This is a genomic window from Rhizobium sp. 01N447_2 (assembly GCF_056399245.1).
On record NZ_JBFTQY010000061.1, the window covers coordinates 1 to 15,609 of the forward strand.

At 61.3% G+C, this 15,609-nt stretch carries 12 protein-coding genes and 1 pseudogene; 7 read left to right on the plus strand and 6 right to left on the minus strand.

The genetic code is table 11. The features are described 5' to 3' along the window. The 6 genes and pseudogenes from AC1ECN_RS29330 to AC1ECN_RS29355 all read right to left on the minus strand — a co-directional run. Positions 1-123: pseudogene (locus tag AC1ECN_RS29330) on the minus strand (triose-phosphate isomerase); the annotation flags it as partial. Further along, positions 120-896 (minus strand): DeoR/GlpR family DNA-binding transcription regulator, encoded by a 777-nt coding sequence (locus AC1ECN_RS29335; RefSeq protein WP_018068526.1) that lies wholly within the window; start codon positions 894-896, stop codon positions 120-122. The gene AC1ECN_RS29335 and the pseudogene AC1ECN_RS29330, both read right to left, overlap by 4 nt. 100 nt (positions 897-996) lie before the next feature. Beyond that, positions 997-1,932, minus strand: coding sequence for a sugar-binding transcriptional regulator (locus tag AC1ECN_RS29340; protein ID WP_018480514.1), 936 nt, complete (start codon positions 1,930-1,932; stop codon positions 997-999). 70 nt (positions 1,933-2,002) lie between these two features. Beyond that, positions 2,003-2,935, minus strand: coding sequence for a sugar phosphate isomerase/epimerase family protein (locus AC1ECN_RS29345; RefSeq protein ID WP_024319818.1), 933 nt, complete (start codon positions 2,933-2,935; stop codon positions 2,003-2,005). Between the two features lie 11 nt (positions 2,936-2,946). Then, positions 2,947-4,458 carry a glycerol-3-phosphate dehydrogenase gene (locus AC1ECN_RS29350; RefSeq protein WP_130726073.1) on the minus strand — a complete coding sequence of 504 codons (1,512 nt, stop codon included), beginning with the start codon at positions 4,456-4,458 and terminating at the stop codon, positions 2,947-2,949. A 37-nt stretch (positions 4,459-4,495) separates the two neighbouring features. Beyond that, the gene (locus AC1ECN_RS29355) at positions 4,496-6,070 is read right to left on the minus strand and encodes an FGGY-family carbohydrate kinase (RefSeq protein WP_130726074.1); all 1,575 of its coding nucleotides are present in this window, start codon (positions 6,068-6,070) and stop codon (positions 4,496-4,498) included. Positions 6,071-6,859: 789 nt separating this feature from the next. Here AC1ECN_RS29355 and AC1ECN_RS29360 point away from each other — a divergent pair. The 7 genes from AC1ECN_RS29360 to AC1ECN_RS29390 all read left to right on the plus strand — a co-directional run bounded on the left by AC1ECN_RS29360 (position 6,860) and on the right by AC1ECN_RS29390 (position 15,537). After that, positions 6,860-7,516 carry a DUF2291 domain-containing protein gene (locus AC1ECN_RS29360; protein WP_024319815.1) on the plus strand — a complete coding sequence of 219 codons (657 nt, stop codon included), beginning with the start codon at positions 6,860-6,862 and terminating at the stop codon, positions 7,514-7,516. Beyond that, entirely contained in the window at positions 7,513-9,057 is a 1,545-nt protein-coding gene (locus AC1ECN_RS29365; protein ID WP_018480520.1) for a sugar ABC transporter ATP-binding protein, read from the plus strand. The genes AC1ECN_RS29360 and AC1ECN_RS29365 overlap by 4 nt, the downstream gene beginning before the upstream one ends. Positions 9,058-9,079: 22 nt before the next feature. Then, positions 9,080-10,132 (plus strand): ABC transporter permease, encoded by a 1,053-nt coding sequence (locus AC1ECN_RS29370; protein ID WP_007637093.1) that lies wholly within the window; start codon positions 9,080-9,082, stop codon positions 10,130-10,132. A gap of 111 nt (positions 10,133-10,243) precedes the next feature. Then, complete coding sequence (locus AC1ECN_RS29375) at positions 10,244-11,191, plus strand: D-ribose ABC transporter substrate-binding protein (protein ID WP_017967825.1); 948 nt, start codon at positions 10,244-10,246, stop codon at positions 11,189-11,191. A gap of 150 nt (positions 11,192-11,341) precedes the next feature. Beyond that, the gene (locus AC1ECN_RS29380; RefSeq protein WP_477954925.1) at positions 11,342-12,184 is read left to right on the plus strand and encodes a DeoR/GlpR family DNA-binding transcription regulator; all 843 of its coding nucleotides are present in this window, start codon (positions 11,342-11,344) and stop codon (positions 12,182-12,184) included. A 37-nt stretch (positions 12,185-12,221) separates the two neighbouring features. Beyond that, complete coding sequence (locus AC1ECN_RS29385) at positions 12,222-13,751, plus strand: FGGY-family carbohydrate kinase (RefSeq protein WP_024319814.1); 1,530 nt, start codon at positions 12,222-12,224, stop codon at positions 13,749-13,751. Positions 13,752-13,788: 37 nt separating this feature from the next. Further along, positions 13,789-15,537, plus strand: coding sequence for a glycerol-3-phosphate dehydrogenase/oxidase (locus tag AC1ECN_RS29390; protein ID WP_477954927.1), 1,749 nt, complete (start codon positions 13,789-13,791; stop codon positions 15,535-15,537). The last annotated feature ends 72 nt before the right edge of the window (positions 15,538-15,609 follow it).

Below are 15,609 nucleotides of genomic sequence, written 5' to 3' on the forward strand. Positions count from 1 at the left end.
CTGGATATGCGGGTCGCGCGCGGCGTCGGCAGCTTCGAGACCGCGGGCGAAGTGTTCGGCTTCAGCAAGCGTCTTGTTCATCTTCCAGCTGGTGCCAATCCAGAAGCGCGGCTTTTCGGTCATGTCGGATCCTGCGTTGATGCAATGGTGAGCGTAATGCCCGCCTGCTCGAATTCCTCCAGGACAGCAGCATCCGGTGCGCTGTCGGTGATAATCGCGTCGAAATCGGCCAGATCCGCCATGACATGCAGGGCGGTGTGGCCGATGCGCTGATGGTTGACCAGAAGGCAGGTCCTGGTCGACGACGCAATCATCGCCCGCTTGGCGCGCACGACGTTGTCGTCCATGTGGTAGGCCAGCCTGCCGCTGACGGCAGGCGTTGAAATGAAGGCGATGTCGGCCCTCAGCCGCGACAGTGCCTCCTCGGTGACGACGCCGAGATAGGCGTTGAATTTCGCCGAATAGATGCCGCCAAGCGCGATCAACGTGATGCCGGTTTCGCCTTTCAGCCGCTCCATGATCGCCGCATTGTTGGTGATCAAGGTCAGCGGCCGCTTCTGCAGCAGCATTTCGCCGAGCACGGCCGCCATCGAGCCGTCGTTCACCATCACCGTCATCCCGGGCTCGACCAGTTCCAGCGCGGTCTCAGCCATAGCCAGCTTGGCTTCGCTGCCCTGGCGCTCGCGAATGCGGAAGTCGCTTTCGAACTGCGTTCCGGCATCAATGGTCGCGCCGCCGCGAACCTTGCGCAGGACGCCCGCCTGCTCGAGATCGTCGAGATCGCGATGGATCGTCATCTTTGACACGGTGAAGCGATCGGCAAGGTCGTCGAGATCGACGGTCTTGTTTTCGACGAGCAGGTTGACGATCAACTGCTGCCGCTCTTCTCGCCTCATCCCGCTCTCCCGCCCTCGTTGATGTTAAGATAACGGAGTATGCGTGATAATCAACATTTATTGTGTTATTTTGCGATAAAATGTTGTTGTCTTCCCATAGCTACTTCAGCAGCGCCTGCGCAGTTCGCTCATCGGTGATCAGCCCGAAAAGACGGCGGCTATTCAGAATTGCCCGGATGGCCGCCACTTTCGACTGTCCGCCCGCCAGCGCCACAAGCCGCTCTTTCTTGGTCTTAGGGAAAGACGCAGAGAGCGTGCGCGCCGTCAGCGCGGTGTCGAGGATGTGGCCGTCGGCGTCGAAAAAATGTCCGAGGATTTCGCCGACGCCGCCTGCTGCGGCAATGTCGTCGATTTCACCGGGTTCGACCATGCCGGACAAAACAAGCTGCGCCTCGGCATCGACAGTTCCCAGGCCGACGAGCTTCAGGTCAGCATTATTGGCAAGATCGAAGACCTCCTTGACGGCACGCTGCGCCTTCAGCACTTCGCGGTCCTCGCCGGTATTGGCGAAAAAGGGAACCGGCATCACATAGGCGTGGGCGCCGGTCTTTTCGGCGATGCGATGCATCACGTCATAAGGATTGGCGCCATAGTTTCGTGTCAACCCGCCAAGCAACGAGACGAAGCGCAGGTTCTTCGCGCTCACCCTCGGCATATATTGGACGGCGGCGGAAAGCGTGCGGCCATGACCAAGGCCGATGACTGTGTTGTCGCCGCGCTCGATCTCGCGCTTGAGATAGCCGGCGCCGGCATGACCGAGTGCGCGCAGCGGCAAGCCTTCCTCGCCGAGATCGGGGGCGACCTCGCAATATTGAAGCCCGAACCGTTCCGAAAGCCGCATCTCCAGCTCGACGCATTCGACGATATCCCCGTCGATGGTGACTTTGACGACACCATCGGCAACCGCTCTTGCGATCAGGCGATGGGCCTTTACCGACGGCACGCCGAGGCGGCGAGCAACGTCGGACTGCGTCAGGCCACCGGCATAGTGAAGCCAGGCAGCACGCACGGCAAGCGTATCATCGGCGTCCGTCATCACGGCTCCTTTTCGAAGGTCATGCGGCGATTCCGCCGTATCGCAGTGCTGCCTTTTAAAGATCTCCGCCTCAGATGTTCAAGTCAGTGACGCCAGTGTCGATATGCGGCGCCCAGAAGGCGACGCTTTCGGCGATCTGCGGGATGACCTGGCGATCGTTCGGCTCGCGTTCCTTGAAGGAGAGTTCCAGGCAGATTTCATTGTCCTTCGCCCCACCTTCGGCCAGTGCCTGGAGCAGAGGTGCCGGCTGGATGCGGCCCTTGGTGTTGAATTCGGCGGTAAAGGGCCGGTGCCCGCCCTTGTCCATCAGGCTCTGTTTGATGTGGATGATCGGCGATACCGGCGGGACGGCGCGCGCCCAGGCATAGGGGTCGTAGTCATCGGGATCGGCGGAGGTGATGTCGCCATGATCGATATCCGCCATCATCCACATCGGAATGGCCATTCCGGCGGCCGTCAACCGCTCCTGCAGCGACAGGCAAGCGCCGATCGTCTCGCCGAACTCGCGGCCGATGCTCATCGGCTCCCAGAACATGTAGGAGAGGCCTGCGGCGCGCGCGTGCTCGGCGACATCAGCCCAACAATCGATGGCGATCTTGATCAACTCCTCGCGTCTGGCCGGATCGTCGAAGTCCTTGTAAGTGAAGATCGCAAATTGCGTTCCGACCGCGTGGCCGCCGAGATCGGCAGTGATGTCGGCAAAGGTCTTGAACCAGTCGACGTAGTAGCGGCGGACATCGGCATCCGGATGTCCGAAATGGTTGAGGCGCCCGTAGGGGCCCGTCATGCCCGAGGTGACACGTACGCCGGTGCGCTTCAGCGCAGCGCTCATCGTGCGCGTCAGGCGGCTGATCACGGGCGCCTGCCAGCTCGGATTGATAAATTCGTGGGTCAGTTGGAGGTCGCGGATCCGCAGGTCACGCGCAACCGTGTCGATCAGATCGTCTGGGTCGGCGAAGCGGTTCACCAGCGGATTGGTATTGAGCGAAAGGGTCAGCGGCATGGCGGCATCCTTCAGGCGGCGGCAAGGCGGGTTGAAGCAAACCACTCGCCAAAGGCCGCGCGCTCCGCTTCGTTCAGATGGAGGTAGTGTTTGGTGCGGCGATAGAGGATGTCGTCGGCCGTTTCGGCCCATTCCGTGGCGACGAGGTAGCGGGCCTCGGCCTCATAGAGCTGTCCGCCGAAATGCCGCCCGAGCCCTTCTATGCCCGTCGCACCGGCAACCACATTCCTGGCGCGGGCGCCATAGAGACGGCCATAGTGATGCACGAGCTTGCGCGGCATCCAGGGATAGATATCGCGCAGGCTGTTGGCAAAGCTCTCGTAGTCGGCATTCGGAATTTCGCCGCCCGGCAGCGGCGCTTTCTCAGTCCAGTCGCCTCCCATGTTCGGGAAGATGTGCTTCAGGCGCTGCATGCCGCGTTCAGCGAGCTCGCGGAACGTGGTGATCTTGCCGCCGAAGACGTTGAGCAGTGGAGCGCCGCCTGTCTCGTCGAGATCGAAGACATAGTCGCGGGTAACGGCCGACGGATTGCCCTTGCCATCGTCAAACAGCGGGCGCACGCCGGAGAAGCTGTGCAGCACATCGTGGCGACGCAGCTTTTCCTTGAAGTAGCGATTGACCGCCTGGAGCAGATACTCGATCTCCGTCTCGTCGGCGGTAACATCCTCGGCCCGGCCTTCGTACGCGATATCGGTCGTCCCGATCAGCGCCTTGTCGCCCTCGTAGGGATTGATGAAAATGACGCGTTTGTCGTGGTTCTGCACCAGATAGGCATTGGCGCCCGCCCAGAACTTCGGCACGATGATGTGGCTGCCCTTGACGAGGCGGACGTTGCGGCCGGAGTTCGATCCGGCGACGCGATTGATGATGTCCATCACCCAGGGGCCGGCGCAGTTCACCAGACATTTGGCACGGAAGGTTCGCGTCTCTCCCGTGGAGTTGCTTTTGGTGACCACGGTCCAACCGCCATTCTCGCGGCGGGCCGACACGGCGGGCGTGCGGGTCAGTACCAGGGCGCCGTTTTCCGCTGCGCTGACCGCATTCAAGGTCACGAGGCGGGCGTCGTCGACCCAGCAATCGGAATATTCAAAGCCGCGTGTGTATTGATCGAGGATCGGCGTGCCTTCCGGGTCGCGGAGCAGATTGAGCGTGCGGGTCCCGGGCAGCTTCTTGCGGCCGCCGAGATGATCATAGAGGAAGAGGCCGAGCCGCACGAGCCATGCGGGGCGATCCTCTGGGCTGTGCGGCAGGACGAAGCGCATCGGCCAGATGATATGCGGCGCGGCATTGAGCAGCACTTCACGCTCGATCAACGCCTCACGCACCAGGCGGAATTCGTAATATTCGAGGTAACGCAAACCGCCATGCACCAGCTTGCCCGAACGTGACGACGTTCCCTGTGCCAGATCGTCCTTTTCGCACAGCACGACCTTCAAGCCGCGGCCCGCGGCATCGCGTGCTATCCCCGCGCCGTTGATGCCTCCGCCGATGACGAAGAGATCCAGGAGTTCGGGTTCAGTCATGTCGTACTCCTTCGATGCCTGCTGCATCAGAACTTGATTACTCGCCCACCGGCGATGTCGTTGCGGCTTCGGCGAGCTTGTCCCAGGCGGGCGCCATTGCCTGGCGTACATCGGTGTAGGCAGAAAAAAGCCGGTCGAACCGGTGGGCCTTACTGGCATCCGGTGTTTCCGGATCGCCGAGCAGCGGCGTCACCCAGTCGGCAATGCAATCGTCCATGCTGGAATAGACGCCGACAGCCACCGCGGCCATCATCGCCACGCCGGCCGCCCCCGTCTCCTCGCGGCGCGACTGGCGGATCGGTGCGTTAACGGCGGCCGAGAGTGAGCGGCGAAGGGCGACGGAGCGTGTTGCCCCGCCTGTGACCCGCAGCTCTTCGGGCATCGCGCCCATCGCCGCGTAGCAGTCGCGCGTCGCAAGCCCCAACCCTTCGACCACGCCGCGCAGCAGGTCGGGGAAACCGTGACGCATTGAAAGCCCGGTGAAGCCCGCGCGCGCATTGGCGTTGACGAAAGGCCCACGTTCGCCCGCTTCGGAAATGTAGGGGTGGTAAAGCACCGCCCCCGGTCGGCTTTCTGCAAACCAGCCGTCGATGCGCGCAATGAGGTCTGCATGCGAAGCAGGCTTGCCTGCCTCGGCCATCAGATAGGCGGCGACATCGAGGATCCAGTCGATGTTGATCGTGGCGCCCATATTCGTCTGGACCTGGGTGACGATGCCGGGGATGGGCAGGGCGATCACATAGCCGGTGCCCTCACGATTGAGCTGAACGTCGGCAACGGACTTGGCGCGCAAGTGCACGCCGGTCGAGCCGATCGTCGAGCAGGCGGCGTTGCGAGCGCTGCTGCGCACGCCTGCACCAAGCGCCGTCATCACCATGTCGACATAGCCGAGGCAGACCGGCGTTCCGGTCAGAAGTCCACAGGCCTTCGCCGCCTCCGATGTCAGCGGGTGGGTGATCTCGCTGCCGTCGATGATTTCGGGCAGCAGCCCGCGCCTGTGGTCAAGGCCGAGCGCGTCGATCACCACTGCATCATACTGGCGCGTTCTGAAATTGCCGAAGGTGAAACTCGCCTCGGACGGATCGGTCGCCCGCACGCCTGTGAGGTTGAGATAGAGCCAGTCCTTGCAGTGCAGCGCCGTCTCCGCCTGGTCGAGAAGATCCGGCGTGAAGCGGTCCATATGGGCAAGTTGCACGCCCTGCTGGCAAGTGTTGAGGCCGGTGCCCGTTGCCTCGAAGCGGGCACGGTTCTGGGTTCCGCCGGCAAGTGCCGTAACCGTCGGCGCAGCACGCGCGTCGAGCCACAGCCAGGCATCGGCGACCGGCGTATTGCCGCGGCCGACGAGCCAGGTGCCGTCGCCCTGTCCGGTGACGGCGATGGCTGCGGTGCGGGATGCAAGATCAGGGACTTTTTCGCTAAGGCCACGCAACGCGCTGGCGCAATCAAGCCAGGTCTGATCCAGCGACTGCGTTGCCGAGCCATCGTCTCCGGTGGTGTATCTGTTGCGAACGGAGGCCGTGGCAATCTGGCGTCCGGACGGATCGAAGGCGACGGCCTTGATGACCGAGGTGCCGGCATCTATGCCAATGATGATCTTCTGGGTCGATATCATTGCAGGCCTATCTCGTCACCACCGTAAGCCCCACGGCGGGCAATACGCGCATCAAATTCATCTGAAGTCCTCCCAATCCCTGAATTCTCTGGGATGATGCATCCGGCTGCCAACTTCGGCCCTTCCACGGGCAACGACAAGCGCGCCGCCTTTGACAAATCCCAGATCTGGCGCGCAGCCGAAACCTCCCTAAGCTCGCTCGGAAACATAACATAAAGATACCATAATGCCAGTAAGATTTTTCTAGCGATGTAATTTTTTTCATTTAAAATAGAGGAGCAAGGAGTTTACTTCCGCGCTGTCGAGCTATCGGCGTGTGGCATGGAAAACGGCGGTGCGTGCGATGCTCGATCTGTGATTTTTTGAACGAAAAACAAATAGATGCTTGCATCGTTCGATCGAATGACAAGTGTGAAGGCGATTGCATTTCCTACCACTTTTTGCTGCGCCGCAGCGTGATGAACAAGATGTGAGGCCGTGCCTTTTAATCGAGTTGCTGCGAAAGTGCCGTTGACAGTTCGTAAAATTTATAACATCATTTGCGGCATAAATAACATACTTCTATCACGGAAGTGCGCTTCCTGATGGAGAATTTGCAGGGCCAGGCGGTTGGAGGAGACGGCCGCCGGTCTTGTTGAGGAGGCTTCCAATGCGAATTTTCGTCCAGAGTTGTGCTCTTGCGGGTGGCCCGCCGGCTTATGTTCCGGTGCGACGCAATGCTTCAGCCCGCCTGCGATCATCGTCGCGCTAACCCTCCATCTCGCCATTCCAAGCCAAGGCCGTCCGGACATGAGTACATCGCCCGATTATCCAGCATCAAAGCCGAGCAGCGGCAATCGCGGGCTCCTTGTCAGCGCGGCGTTGGCGGTTATCGTCGTTGCAGCGATCGCGTTCGATACGACGGTCGTCAAGATCGGTTCCGAAAACGATGTCCGTCAGCAAGCATTCTCTCCGGAAACCTTCGGCGCCGAGCAGTTTCCGAAAATCAAGGCTAATGTCGAGGAGCGGGCCGTTGCAGCCGCCGATCTCGCGGCCGCCATTGCCGCCGACAAGAAGGCGGCGGCCGAGAAATACGGCACTGCGACGAGCACCGGACCGGTCATTCCCGTCACGCTGACCGGCGTTTTCGGCGCCCGCAAGTCGAACACCAACGAAATGAAGATCGATGGGCTGCCTCCCGAGACGGTGGTCCGTGTCCAAACCGGTCCTGCGGTCAACGGCACGGACCTCCGCGACGCAACCGGCACCATCGAATTCGGCCAGTTCACCAACCAGATCCAGTATCAGGATGCCGGCTCGGCCATCAATAACGAGATGAAGAAGGCGGTTTTTGCGGGCCTGGATGCTGACGCCCTGGACGGAAAGCAGGCGACCGTCGTCGGCGTCTTCAAGCTCATCAATCCGAAGAACTGGCTCGTCACGCCGGTGAAGGTCGAGCTCAAATGAGCCAGCCGCAACGCAGCAACGGCGCGAAAGGCGAGGTCGTCCTCGCTGCCCGCAACATCGCAAAATCCTACGGCAGCGTTCACGCCCTGAAGGGGGTGAACTTCGACATTCATCGCGGCCAGGTCACAACGTTGTTCGGGGAGAACGGCGCGGGCAAGTCGACCTTGATGAAGATCCTTTCGGGTGTGGCGCAGGCAAGCTCCGGCGAGATCATTCTCGACGGCTCGCCGATCAGCTTCAGCTCGTCGACCCATGCGCGCGAGTGCGGGATCTCCATCATTCACCAGGAGCTCAGCCTCGCCCCCAATCTCAGTGTCCGCGACAATATTTTCATGGGCCGGGAGATCATTAAAGGTGGTGTCGTCGACTTCGCAGAAGAGGAGCGTCAGACCCGGGCGCTGATGGAAGAGCTCGAGGAAGACATCGATCCGCAGACCCGCGTCGAGGATCTTCGCCTGGGCCAGCAGCAGATCGTCGAAATTGCACGAGCCCTCTCCGTCAATTCGCGCATCCTGATCATGGACGAACCGACCTCAGCGCTGAGCGCGACGGAGGTGGAAGTGCTCTTCAAGGTCATCCACGACCTGACCAGCCGCGGCGTGTCGATCGTCTACATCTCGCATCATCTGGAAGAGGCGCTGCAGATCACCAATCACGCCGTCGTTCTGCGCGACGGAAACATGACGGCCTACGCCGAGCGCAAGGATATCGATCTCGAATGGATCGTCCGCAACATGGTCGGTGAGAATTTCGACCTCGGCAGCCCGCCGCAAGGTCACCAGTTCGGAAACGTCTCGCTTTCCATCGAAAACCTCAGTGTCCCCGGTCCTTCCGGCGCTGCCTATAATGCAGTCGATCGTCTGTCTCTCAAGGTGCGTGCCGGTGAGATCGTCTGCATCTACGGGCTGATGGGCGCTGGGCGCACGGAACTGCTCGAGTGCATTGCCGGACGTCTGCGCGCAAGCGGCGGACAGGTTCTGCTCGAAGGACAGGACGTCAGTGGGCTCAGCATCGCCGGGCGCATTGCCAGCGGTCTCGTGCTCGTGCCCGAAGATCGCCAGCGCGACGGTCTCGTCCAGACGATGACGGTCGGCTCCAATCTGTCGCTTGCGAGTATCCGCGCCTTCACCAAAGGGCTTTTCACCTCCGGCCATCGGGAGCGCGATCTCGTCAATGACGCGATCCGGCGGGTGCATGTGAAAACCGATGGCGGTGCAGCTTCGATCGGCTCGCTCTCCGGCGGCAACCAGCAGAAGGTGGTTATCGGCAAGATGCTGGCAACCCAGCCGAAGGTCATCCTGCTCGATGAGCCAAGCCGCGGCATCGACATCGGCGCCAAGGCGGAAGTGTTCAAGTTGCTTGCAGAGCGCGCCAAGCAGGGATTGGCGGTCATCTATTCGACGTCCGAAGTCAATGAATGCCTGAGCATCGCGCACCGCATCATCGTCATGCATCGCGGCAGGATATCGGCCGAGTTCGGCTCGGATGTCACCAAGGAAAAGATCATGGCCGCCTCCGGCGAAGCCGTGGTCGCGCACTAGCCTGGATTATGGAGCACTGATTATGTCAGTCACGAACATCACCGAAAAGAAATCAGTTTCCAGCGGGCAGAAGCGCAATACCAATATCGTGCGTCTCATCCTGGAAGGCCGGGCCTTCTTCGCGCTGATCGTCATCATCGCGGTCTTCTCGTTCCTGTCGCCCTATTACTTCACGCTGAACAACTTCCTGATCATGGCGTCGCACGTCGCGATCTTCGGCATTCTGGCGATCGGCATGCTGCTCGTCATCCTGAATGGCGGCATCGATCTGTCGGTCGGCTCGACACTGGGGCTTGCAGGCTGCATCGCCGGTTTCCTGATGCACGGCGTCACGCTCACCTATTTCGGCGTCATCCTCTATCCGCCGGTCTGGGCCGTCGTCGTCATCACATGTGCGCTCGGTGCGCTGGTCGGTGCGGTCAACGGCGTGTTGATCGCCTACCTCAAGGTGCCGGCCTTCGTCGCCTCGCTCGGCGTGCTCTACGTGGCCCGCGGTATCGCGCTCTTGATGACCAACGGCCTGACCTACAATAACCTCGGCGGCCGTCCGGAACTCGGCAATACCGGCTTCGACTGGCTCGGCTTCAACCGGCTCGCAGGTATTCCGATCGGGGTCATCGTGCTTGCGGTTCTCGCCATCATTTGCGGCATCGTGCTGAGCCGCACCGCCTTCGGCCGCTGGCTCTACGCCTCAGGTGGGAACGAGCGTGCCGCCGATCTCTCCGGCGTCCCGGTCAAGCGCGTGAAGATCATCGTCTATGTGCTTTCGGGCGTCTGTGCTGCGATCGCCGGCCTGGTCCTCTCCTCGCAGCTGACCTCCGCCGGTCCGACGGCAGGCACAACCTACGAGCTGACGGCGATCGCAGCCGTGGTCATCGGCGGTGCGGCGCTGACCGGCGGCCGCGGTACCGTCCGCGGCACCATGCTCGGCGCCTTCGTCATCGGTTTCCTTTCGGACGGCCTCGTGATCATCGGCGTCTCGGCCTACTGGCAGACCGTATTCACCGGCGCGGTGATCGTTCTCGCCGTCCTCATGAACAGCATCCAATACGGCCGCCGGGTCAAATCGTCCTGACGGCTGAGACTGAAACTTATCCACGACGGCAGGCTGGAGTCCACGAAGCCGATTGGGGAAAGCACTGCCGGATCCCCGGCAATAACTGAACTCACAAATGGGAGAGAGACTATGTTTAAGAAAGGCATGCGCATACTTCTGGCCGCCGCGGCCGTAGCACCGCTTCTGGCAAGCTCCGCTTGGGCAGCGGGCATGATGACGATCATCGTCAACGATCCGTCGAATCCCTATTGGCTGACGGAAGGCAACGTCGCCAAGGCAACTGCCGAAAAGCTGGGCTACACGGCCTCGGTCAACGCCCACAAGGGTGACACCAATACCGAAAGCAACCTGATCGATACGGCGATCACCAACAAGTCGGTGGCGATCATCCTTGACCCGGCAAACGCCGACGGTTCCGTCGGTGCGGTCAAGAAGGCCGTTGCTGCCGGCATCCCGGTCCTCCTCGTCAACGCCGAAATCAACCAGGAAGGCCTGGCGAAGGCGCAGCTTGTTTCCAACAACGCACAGGGTGCCGCCCTCGGCGCACAGCAATGGGTCGAAGCGATCGGCGACAAGGGCAACTATGCCGAACTCTTCGGCGCTCCTTCCGACAACAACGCTGCAACACGGTCGAATGGCTACGAGACTGTCCTTTCGCAGTATCCGGATCTGAAGAAGGTCGCCAAGGAAGTTGCCAACTGGGACCGCACCCAGGGCCACAACAAGATGCAGTCCATGCTGCAGGCCAACCCGGATATCGTCGGCGTCATCTCGGGCAATGACGAAATGGCGCTCGGTGCGATCGCCGCACTCAAGGAAGCCGGCAAGCTCGCCAATGTGAAGGTCGGCGGCTTCGACGGTTCGCCGGATGCCGTTGCTGCCATCAAGGCGGGCGAACTCCAATACACCGTCCTCCAACCGGTTGCCGTCTTCTCCGAAGAAGCCGTCAAGCAGGCCGACAACCTGATCAAGACGGGCAACACGGGCGCCAAGAGCGAGAAGCAGCTCTTCGATTGCCTGTTGATCACCAAGGACAACATCGACAAATACACCGGCCCGTTCGTTCTGGCGCAGTAAACGGTAAAAGGGCGCTCGTTAGAGCGCCCTCATTTTCATGCTGGAAGCGATGGCCGACGGTCCAACCGCCGGTTGCGTTTCGCCTTTTTGCCTTGGCGCGGCAATCACTGTACGAAGCTGGGATCCATAATTCAGCGACAGGAGTGACCCGTGACACAGAAGACCAGCCGGGACGACGATCTGTTGGACCAGCTCACCAGCGACAGCCGGCAGACGCGCCAGATCGCGCGCCGCCGCATGATTGCAGAGGCCGTTATGGGTGAAGGCTCGATGCGGATTGAAGACCTGACAGACCGTTTTGGGATCAGCCTGATGACGGCTCACCGCGATGTCGATGAACTCGTCAGCCGCGGCCTCTTCAGGAAGACGCGCGGTATCGTCACGGCGGCGGCGACCAATCTCATCGAATCCAGCGACGTCTATCGCTCGAACCGTCAGTCGGTGGAAAAGAAGCTGATTGCCGAGGCGGCAATGCAATTCGTCGAACCGGGACAGGCGATCTTTTTCGATGACTCGACCACGGTTCTTCAGATGGCRGCACATCTGCCTTCGAAGGCGCCGGTCACGGCAATCACCAATTCCCTGACGCTGATGAATGCGCTGACGGGCCTGCACGACGTGACGCTGCTCGCCCTTGGCGGCCAGTATTACAATTGGTGCAACGCCTTCATGGGTCGCATGACCATCAACGAGATCAAGGCTCTCAGGGCAGATGTCGCGTTCATCTCGATGTCGGCGATCAGCGACGGCACGGTGCTGCACCAGTCTCCTGAAACAGTCGATACCAAGCGGGCCATGTTCGATTGTTCCGTAAAACGCATCCTGCTTGCCGATCATACCAAGTTCGAACGGCGCGCACTCCACAGTTTCGMAGCACTGGATGAGTTCGACGTCGTTATCGTCGACGACAAAACCCAGCCGGTGCACATCGACCGCATGCGGTCCAGAGATATCAACGTGGTCATCGCCAAGGGCGCCGGAGGGCGCTCCTGACGGCGTGGGCCAGTTGCTCGTCATGAGGTAAACCTGAATGCCGACACTGCTCGGGATCGATAGTGGTTTGACCGTCACAAAGGCGGTCATCTTCGATATCGATGGCACGCCGCTTGCAGCCGCCCGGCGCCGCGTTACGCAGTTCATTCCGAAGGCCCGCCATATCGAGCGCGACATGGATGAATTGTGGAACGCGACGGCCGATGCCATCCGCGAAGCGATTTCGCTCAGCGGGCGACCGGCAAGCGACATAGAGGGCATTGCCGCTACCGCGCATGGAGACGGCATCTACCTGCTCGATCACGCCCGGAAGCCGCTTGGCCGGGCCATTCTCTCGCTGGACAGCCGGGCAGGGGCGATCGTCGACCGGTGGACGAAAAGCGACGTCGCCGACCTGGCGATCGAACTGACGGGGCAGATCCCGCACGTCTCCGCGCCATCTGCATTGCTTGCCTGGATCCGCGAAATGGAGCCTGAGCGCTACAAGCGCATCGGCCATTTCATCAGCTGCAAGGATTGGCTGCGGTTCTGCCTGACCGGGATCATCGGTACGGACCGCACCGAAGCCAGCACCTCCTTCACCAATGTCAAAACGCAGAACTACAGTGAGGACGCCCTTCGGCTGTTTGGATTGGAGGATCTCGTCCACGCCCTGCCACCAGCCTCGCGCTCAGACCAGATCGTCGGACGCGTGACGCGTGAAGCCGCGCAACTGACGGGCCTTGCCGAAGGAACGCCTGTCGTTGCCGGCCTGCACGACGTCACGGCCTCGGCGCTTGGGGCAGGGGGCTATGCCGAGGGTGTTGTCGCGGTCATTGCCGGGACCTATTCGATCAACGAGACGCTTTCGTCGGAACCACGTGTCGACCGGCGCTGGTTCTGCCGCAACGGGATTGCACCCGGCATCTGGAACAGCATGTCGATCTCCCCGGCATCGACAGCGAATTACGACTGGTTTCTGGACACGCTCTGCGCTGCCGAACGGAAGAATGGCGAGGTGCAAGGCAACTCGATCCATGGCCTGCTGGCGCCCGAGATCGATGCCGCTTTCGAACGCCCCTCGACGGCGCTCTTCCATCCCTATCTGTTCGGCTCGCCTTATGGCGCAGCAGCCAGCGCCGGTTTCTTCGGGCTCGGTGGATGGCACGACCGCGGCGACATGCTGCGCGCCGTGCTTGAGGGCATCGCTTTCAATCATCGCATTCATGTCGACGCGCTTCGCGACGGCTTTGCCTTCGATCAGGCGCGGCTCGCCGGTGGCGTCTCGCGCAATCCTGCCGTCGTGCAGATGTTTGCCGATGTGCTTGGCATGCCGGTCACGGTAACCGAGACGGATGAGGCGGCCGCCTGGGGTGCTGCGCTTTGTGCCGGGTCGGGCGCCGGGGTCTTCGCCGACCCGCAGAGCGATCCGCGCGACACTGCCTCCATCGCAAAGACTTGCCGGCCCGATGCAGCGCGCAGCGCGGATTATGAAAAGCGTTACCAGGTGTTCCGCGAGATTGCCGACGCGATGATCCCCCTTTGGCCTAGGATTGCCGCGCTTGCGCCGGAGCAATCGGCAAACTGAAAAGACAAATGCTTGCTGCGGCGGGCAATTTAGGACGATGAGCATGACCCCCGATTTGCAGCAGCGCTTCTCGAATCTCGGCGAGAACGATATCGACGTTTTGATCATCGGGGCGGGCATCAACGGCGCCGGCCTGTTCCGCGACCTCTCGATACAGGGTGTCAATTGCCTGATCGTCGACAAGGCCGATTTTGGTTCCGGCACGAGCGCTGCACCATCGCGGCTCATTCACGGCGGCCTGAAATATCTGGAAACGGGTGAGTTCGGACTGGTTGCGCAGTCGACGCTTGAGCGCAACCTCCTGCTCAAGAACGCGCCGCATTGCGTCGAGCCGCTGCCGACCTTCATTCCGGTCTTTTCCTGGACCCGTGGTATCTGGGCAGCGATACGGACGCTCTTCGGGTCGAAGACGGCGCCACGCAGCCGTGGTGCGGTTCTCATCAAGATCGGGCTTCGGCTCTACGACTTTTTCGGTTCACGCGACCAGGTCATGCCGCGCCACCGGCTGATCCTGAAGAAACAAGCGCGCAAGGAAATGCCGCATGTCACCCCCGCCATCGTCGCCGGCGGCATCTACTACGATGCCAAGATCAGCAGGCCGGAGCGGCTCGTCTATGAGCTCGTGAGCGATGGTCTCGATGCGAATACGAGGAGCCTCGCGGCAAATTTCGCGACACTGGCTGCCGTTTCAGATGGGCGTTTGACCTTCCGGCTGCCCGATGGTCGCGATGTCACCGTTGCTCCCAAGCTGGTCGTTAATGCGGCAGGTCCCTGGATCGATCACGTCAACACTTTGCTCGGCGCTCCATCGCGCCTGATCGGCGGCACCAAGGGTTCCCATATCCTGCTTGACCATCCCGAATTGGTGCGAAGCCTCAACGGCCATATGATCTATTTTGAGGCCGACGACGGTCGCATCTGCCTCGTCTACGACTATCTCGGGCTGGCACTGGTCGGGTCGACCGACATTCCGGCGGATGATCCGGACAATGTCCGCTGCGAAGAGCCGGAAACCGAGTATTTCCTCGAAAGCGTCCGCTCGCTACTGCCGACGCTCCGCTTCGATCGCGACCAGATCGTCTACAGCTATAGCGGTATCCGCCCGCTGCCGGCATCGGATGCGGCCGCACCGGGGTTGATCAGCCGCGATCACTCCGCGCCGGTGAAGGAGCCAGAGAAGGGCAGACCTTTTCCGATCATTTCGCTGGTCGGAGGCAAGTGGACGACGTTCCGCGGCTTTGCGGAAGAGGTTGCCGACACCGTTCTCTCCCGGCYGCAGCGCCGCCGCAGCCAGTCGACACGCTATCTAGCGATCGGCGGCGGCAAGGCCTTTCCGGCTAATGCCGAGCAGCGTAACGCCTGGATCAGCGATGCCGCGTCACGCAGCGGCGTCGCCGCCGAGCGTGCTGACGAACTGCTCCGCCGCTACGGCACGACGGCCGCAGCCCTGCTTTCTTCTGTTTCAGGCTATACCGACKAACAGCGCCTGACGGGTGCGCCGCGTTACAGTCTCCGCGAGGTCGACTGGATCGCCCGGAATGAACTCGCTATCCACCTGTTGGACATCGTGATGCGCCGCACGACGCTTGCGATCGAGGGTCGGTTGACGCTGGAAGGCTTGCAGGAAATCGCCGGCGTTGCCGGGGCAGCGCTCGATTGGAATGCCGAACGAACGGCAAGCGAAATTCAGGACGTTGTCAGCCAGCTGAGCCGCTTCCACGGCCAAGCACTGACAGGCAAGRTTGCCGCCGAGCCGGAAAAGGCACCGCGCCCGGCCGCAGGCTAGAACAGGATGATTTTAGGCCGGGTCGGCCTAAAATCTGAATCCTGTTCTCCATTATATAGTTAGAGCATGATG

Excerpts from the sequence above, each read along its gene's own strand:
- AC1ECN_RS29360 (WP_024319815.1), top strand. The coding sequence starts at position 6,860 with ATGAGTACATCGCCCGATTATCCAGCATCAAAGCCGAGCAGCGGCAAT.
- AC1ECN_RS29340 (WP_018480514.1), bottom strand. The coding sequence starts at position 1,932 with ATGACGGACGCCGATGATACGCTTGCCGTGCGTGCTGCCTGGCTTCAC.
- AC1ECN_RS29350 (WP_130726073.1), bottom strand. The coding sequence starts at position 4,458 with ATGACTGAACCCGAACTCCTGGATCTCTTCGTCATCGGCGGAGGCATC.
- AC1ECN_RS29375 (WP_017967825.1), top strand. The coding sequence starts at position 10,244 with ATGTTTAAGAAAGGCATGCGCATACTTCTGGCCGCCGCGGCCGTAGCA.
- AC1ECN_RS29365 (WP_018480520.1), top strand. The coding sequence starts at position 7,513 with ATGAGCCAGCCGCAACGCAGCAACGGCGCGAAAGGCGAGGTCGTCCTC.
- AC1ECN_RS29370 (WP_007637093.1), top strand. The coding sequence starts at position 9,080 with ATGTCAGTCACGAACATCACCGAAAAGAAATCAGTTTCCAGCGGGCAG.
- AC1ECN_RS29355 (WP_130726074.1), bottom strand. The coding sequence starts at position 6,070 with ATGATATCGACCCAGAAGATCATCATTGGCATAGATGCCGGCACCTCG.
- AC1ECN_RS29385 (WP_024319814.1), top strand. The coding sequence starts at position 12,222 with ATGCCGACACTGCTCGGGATCGATAGTGGTTTGACCGTCACAAAGGCG.
- AC1ECN_RS29345 (WP_024319818.1), bottom strand. The coding sequence starts at position 2,935 with ATGCCGCTGACCCTTTCGCTCAATACCAATCCGCTGGTGAACCGCTTC.
- AC1ECN_RS29335 (WP_018068526.1), bottom strand. The coding sequence starts at position 896 with ATGAGGCGAGAAGAGCGGCAGCAGTTGATCGTCAACCTGCTCGTCGAA.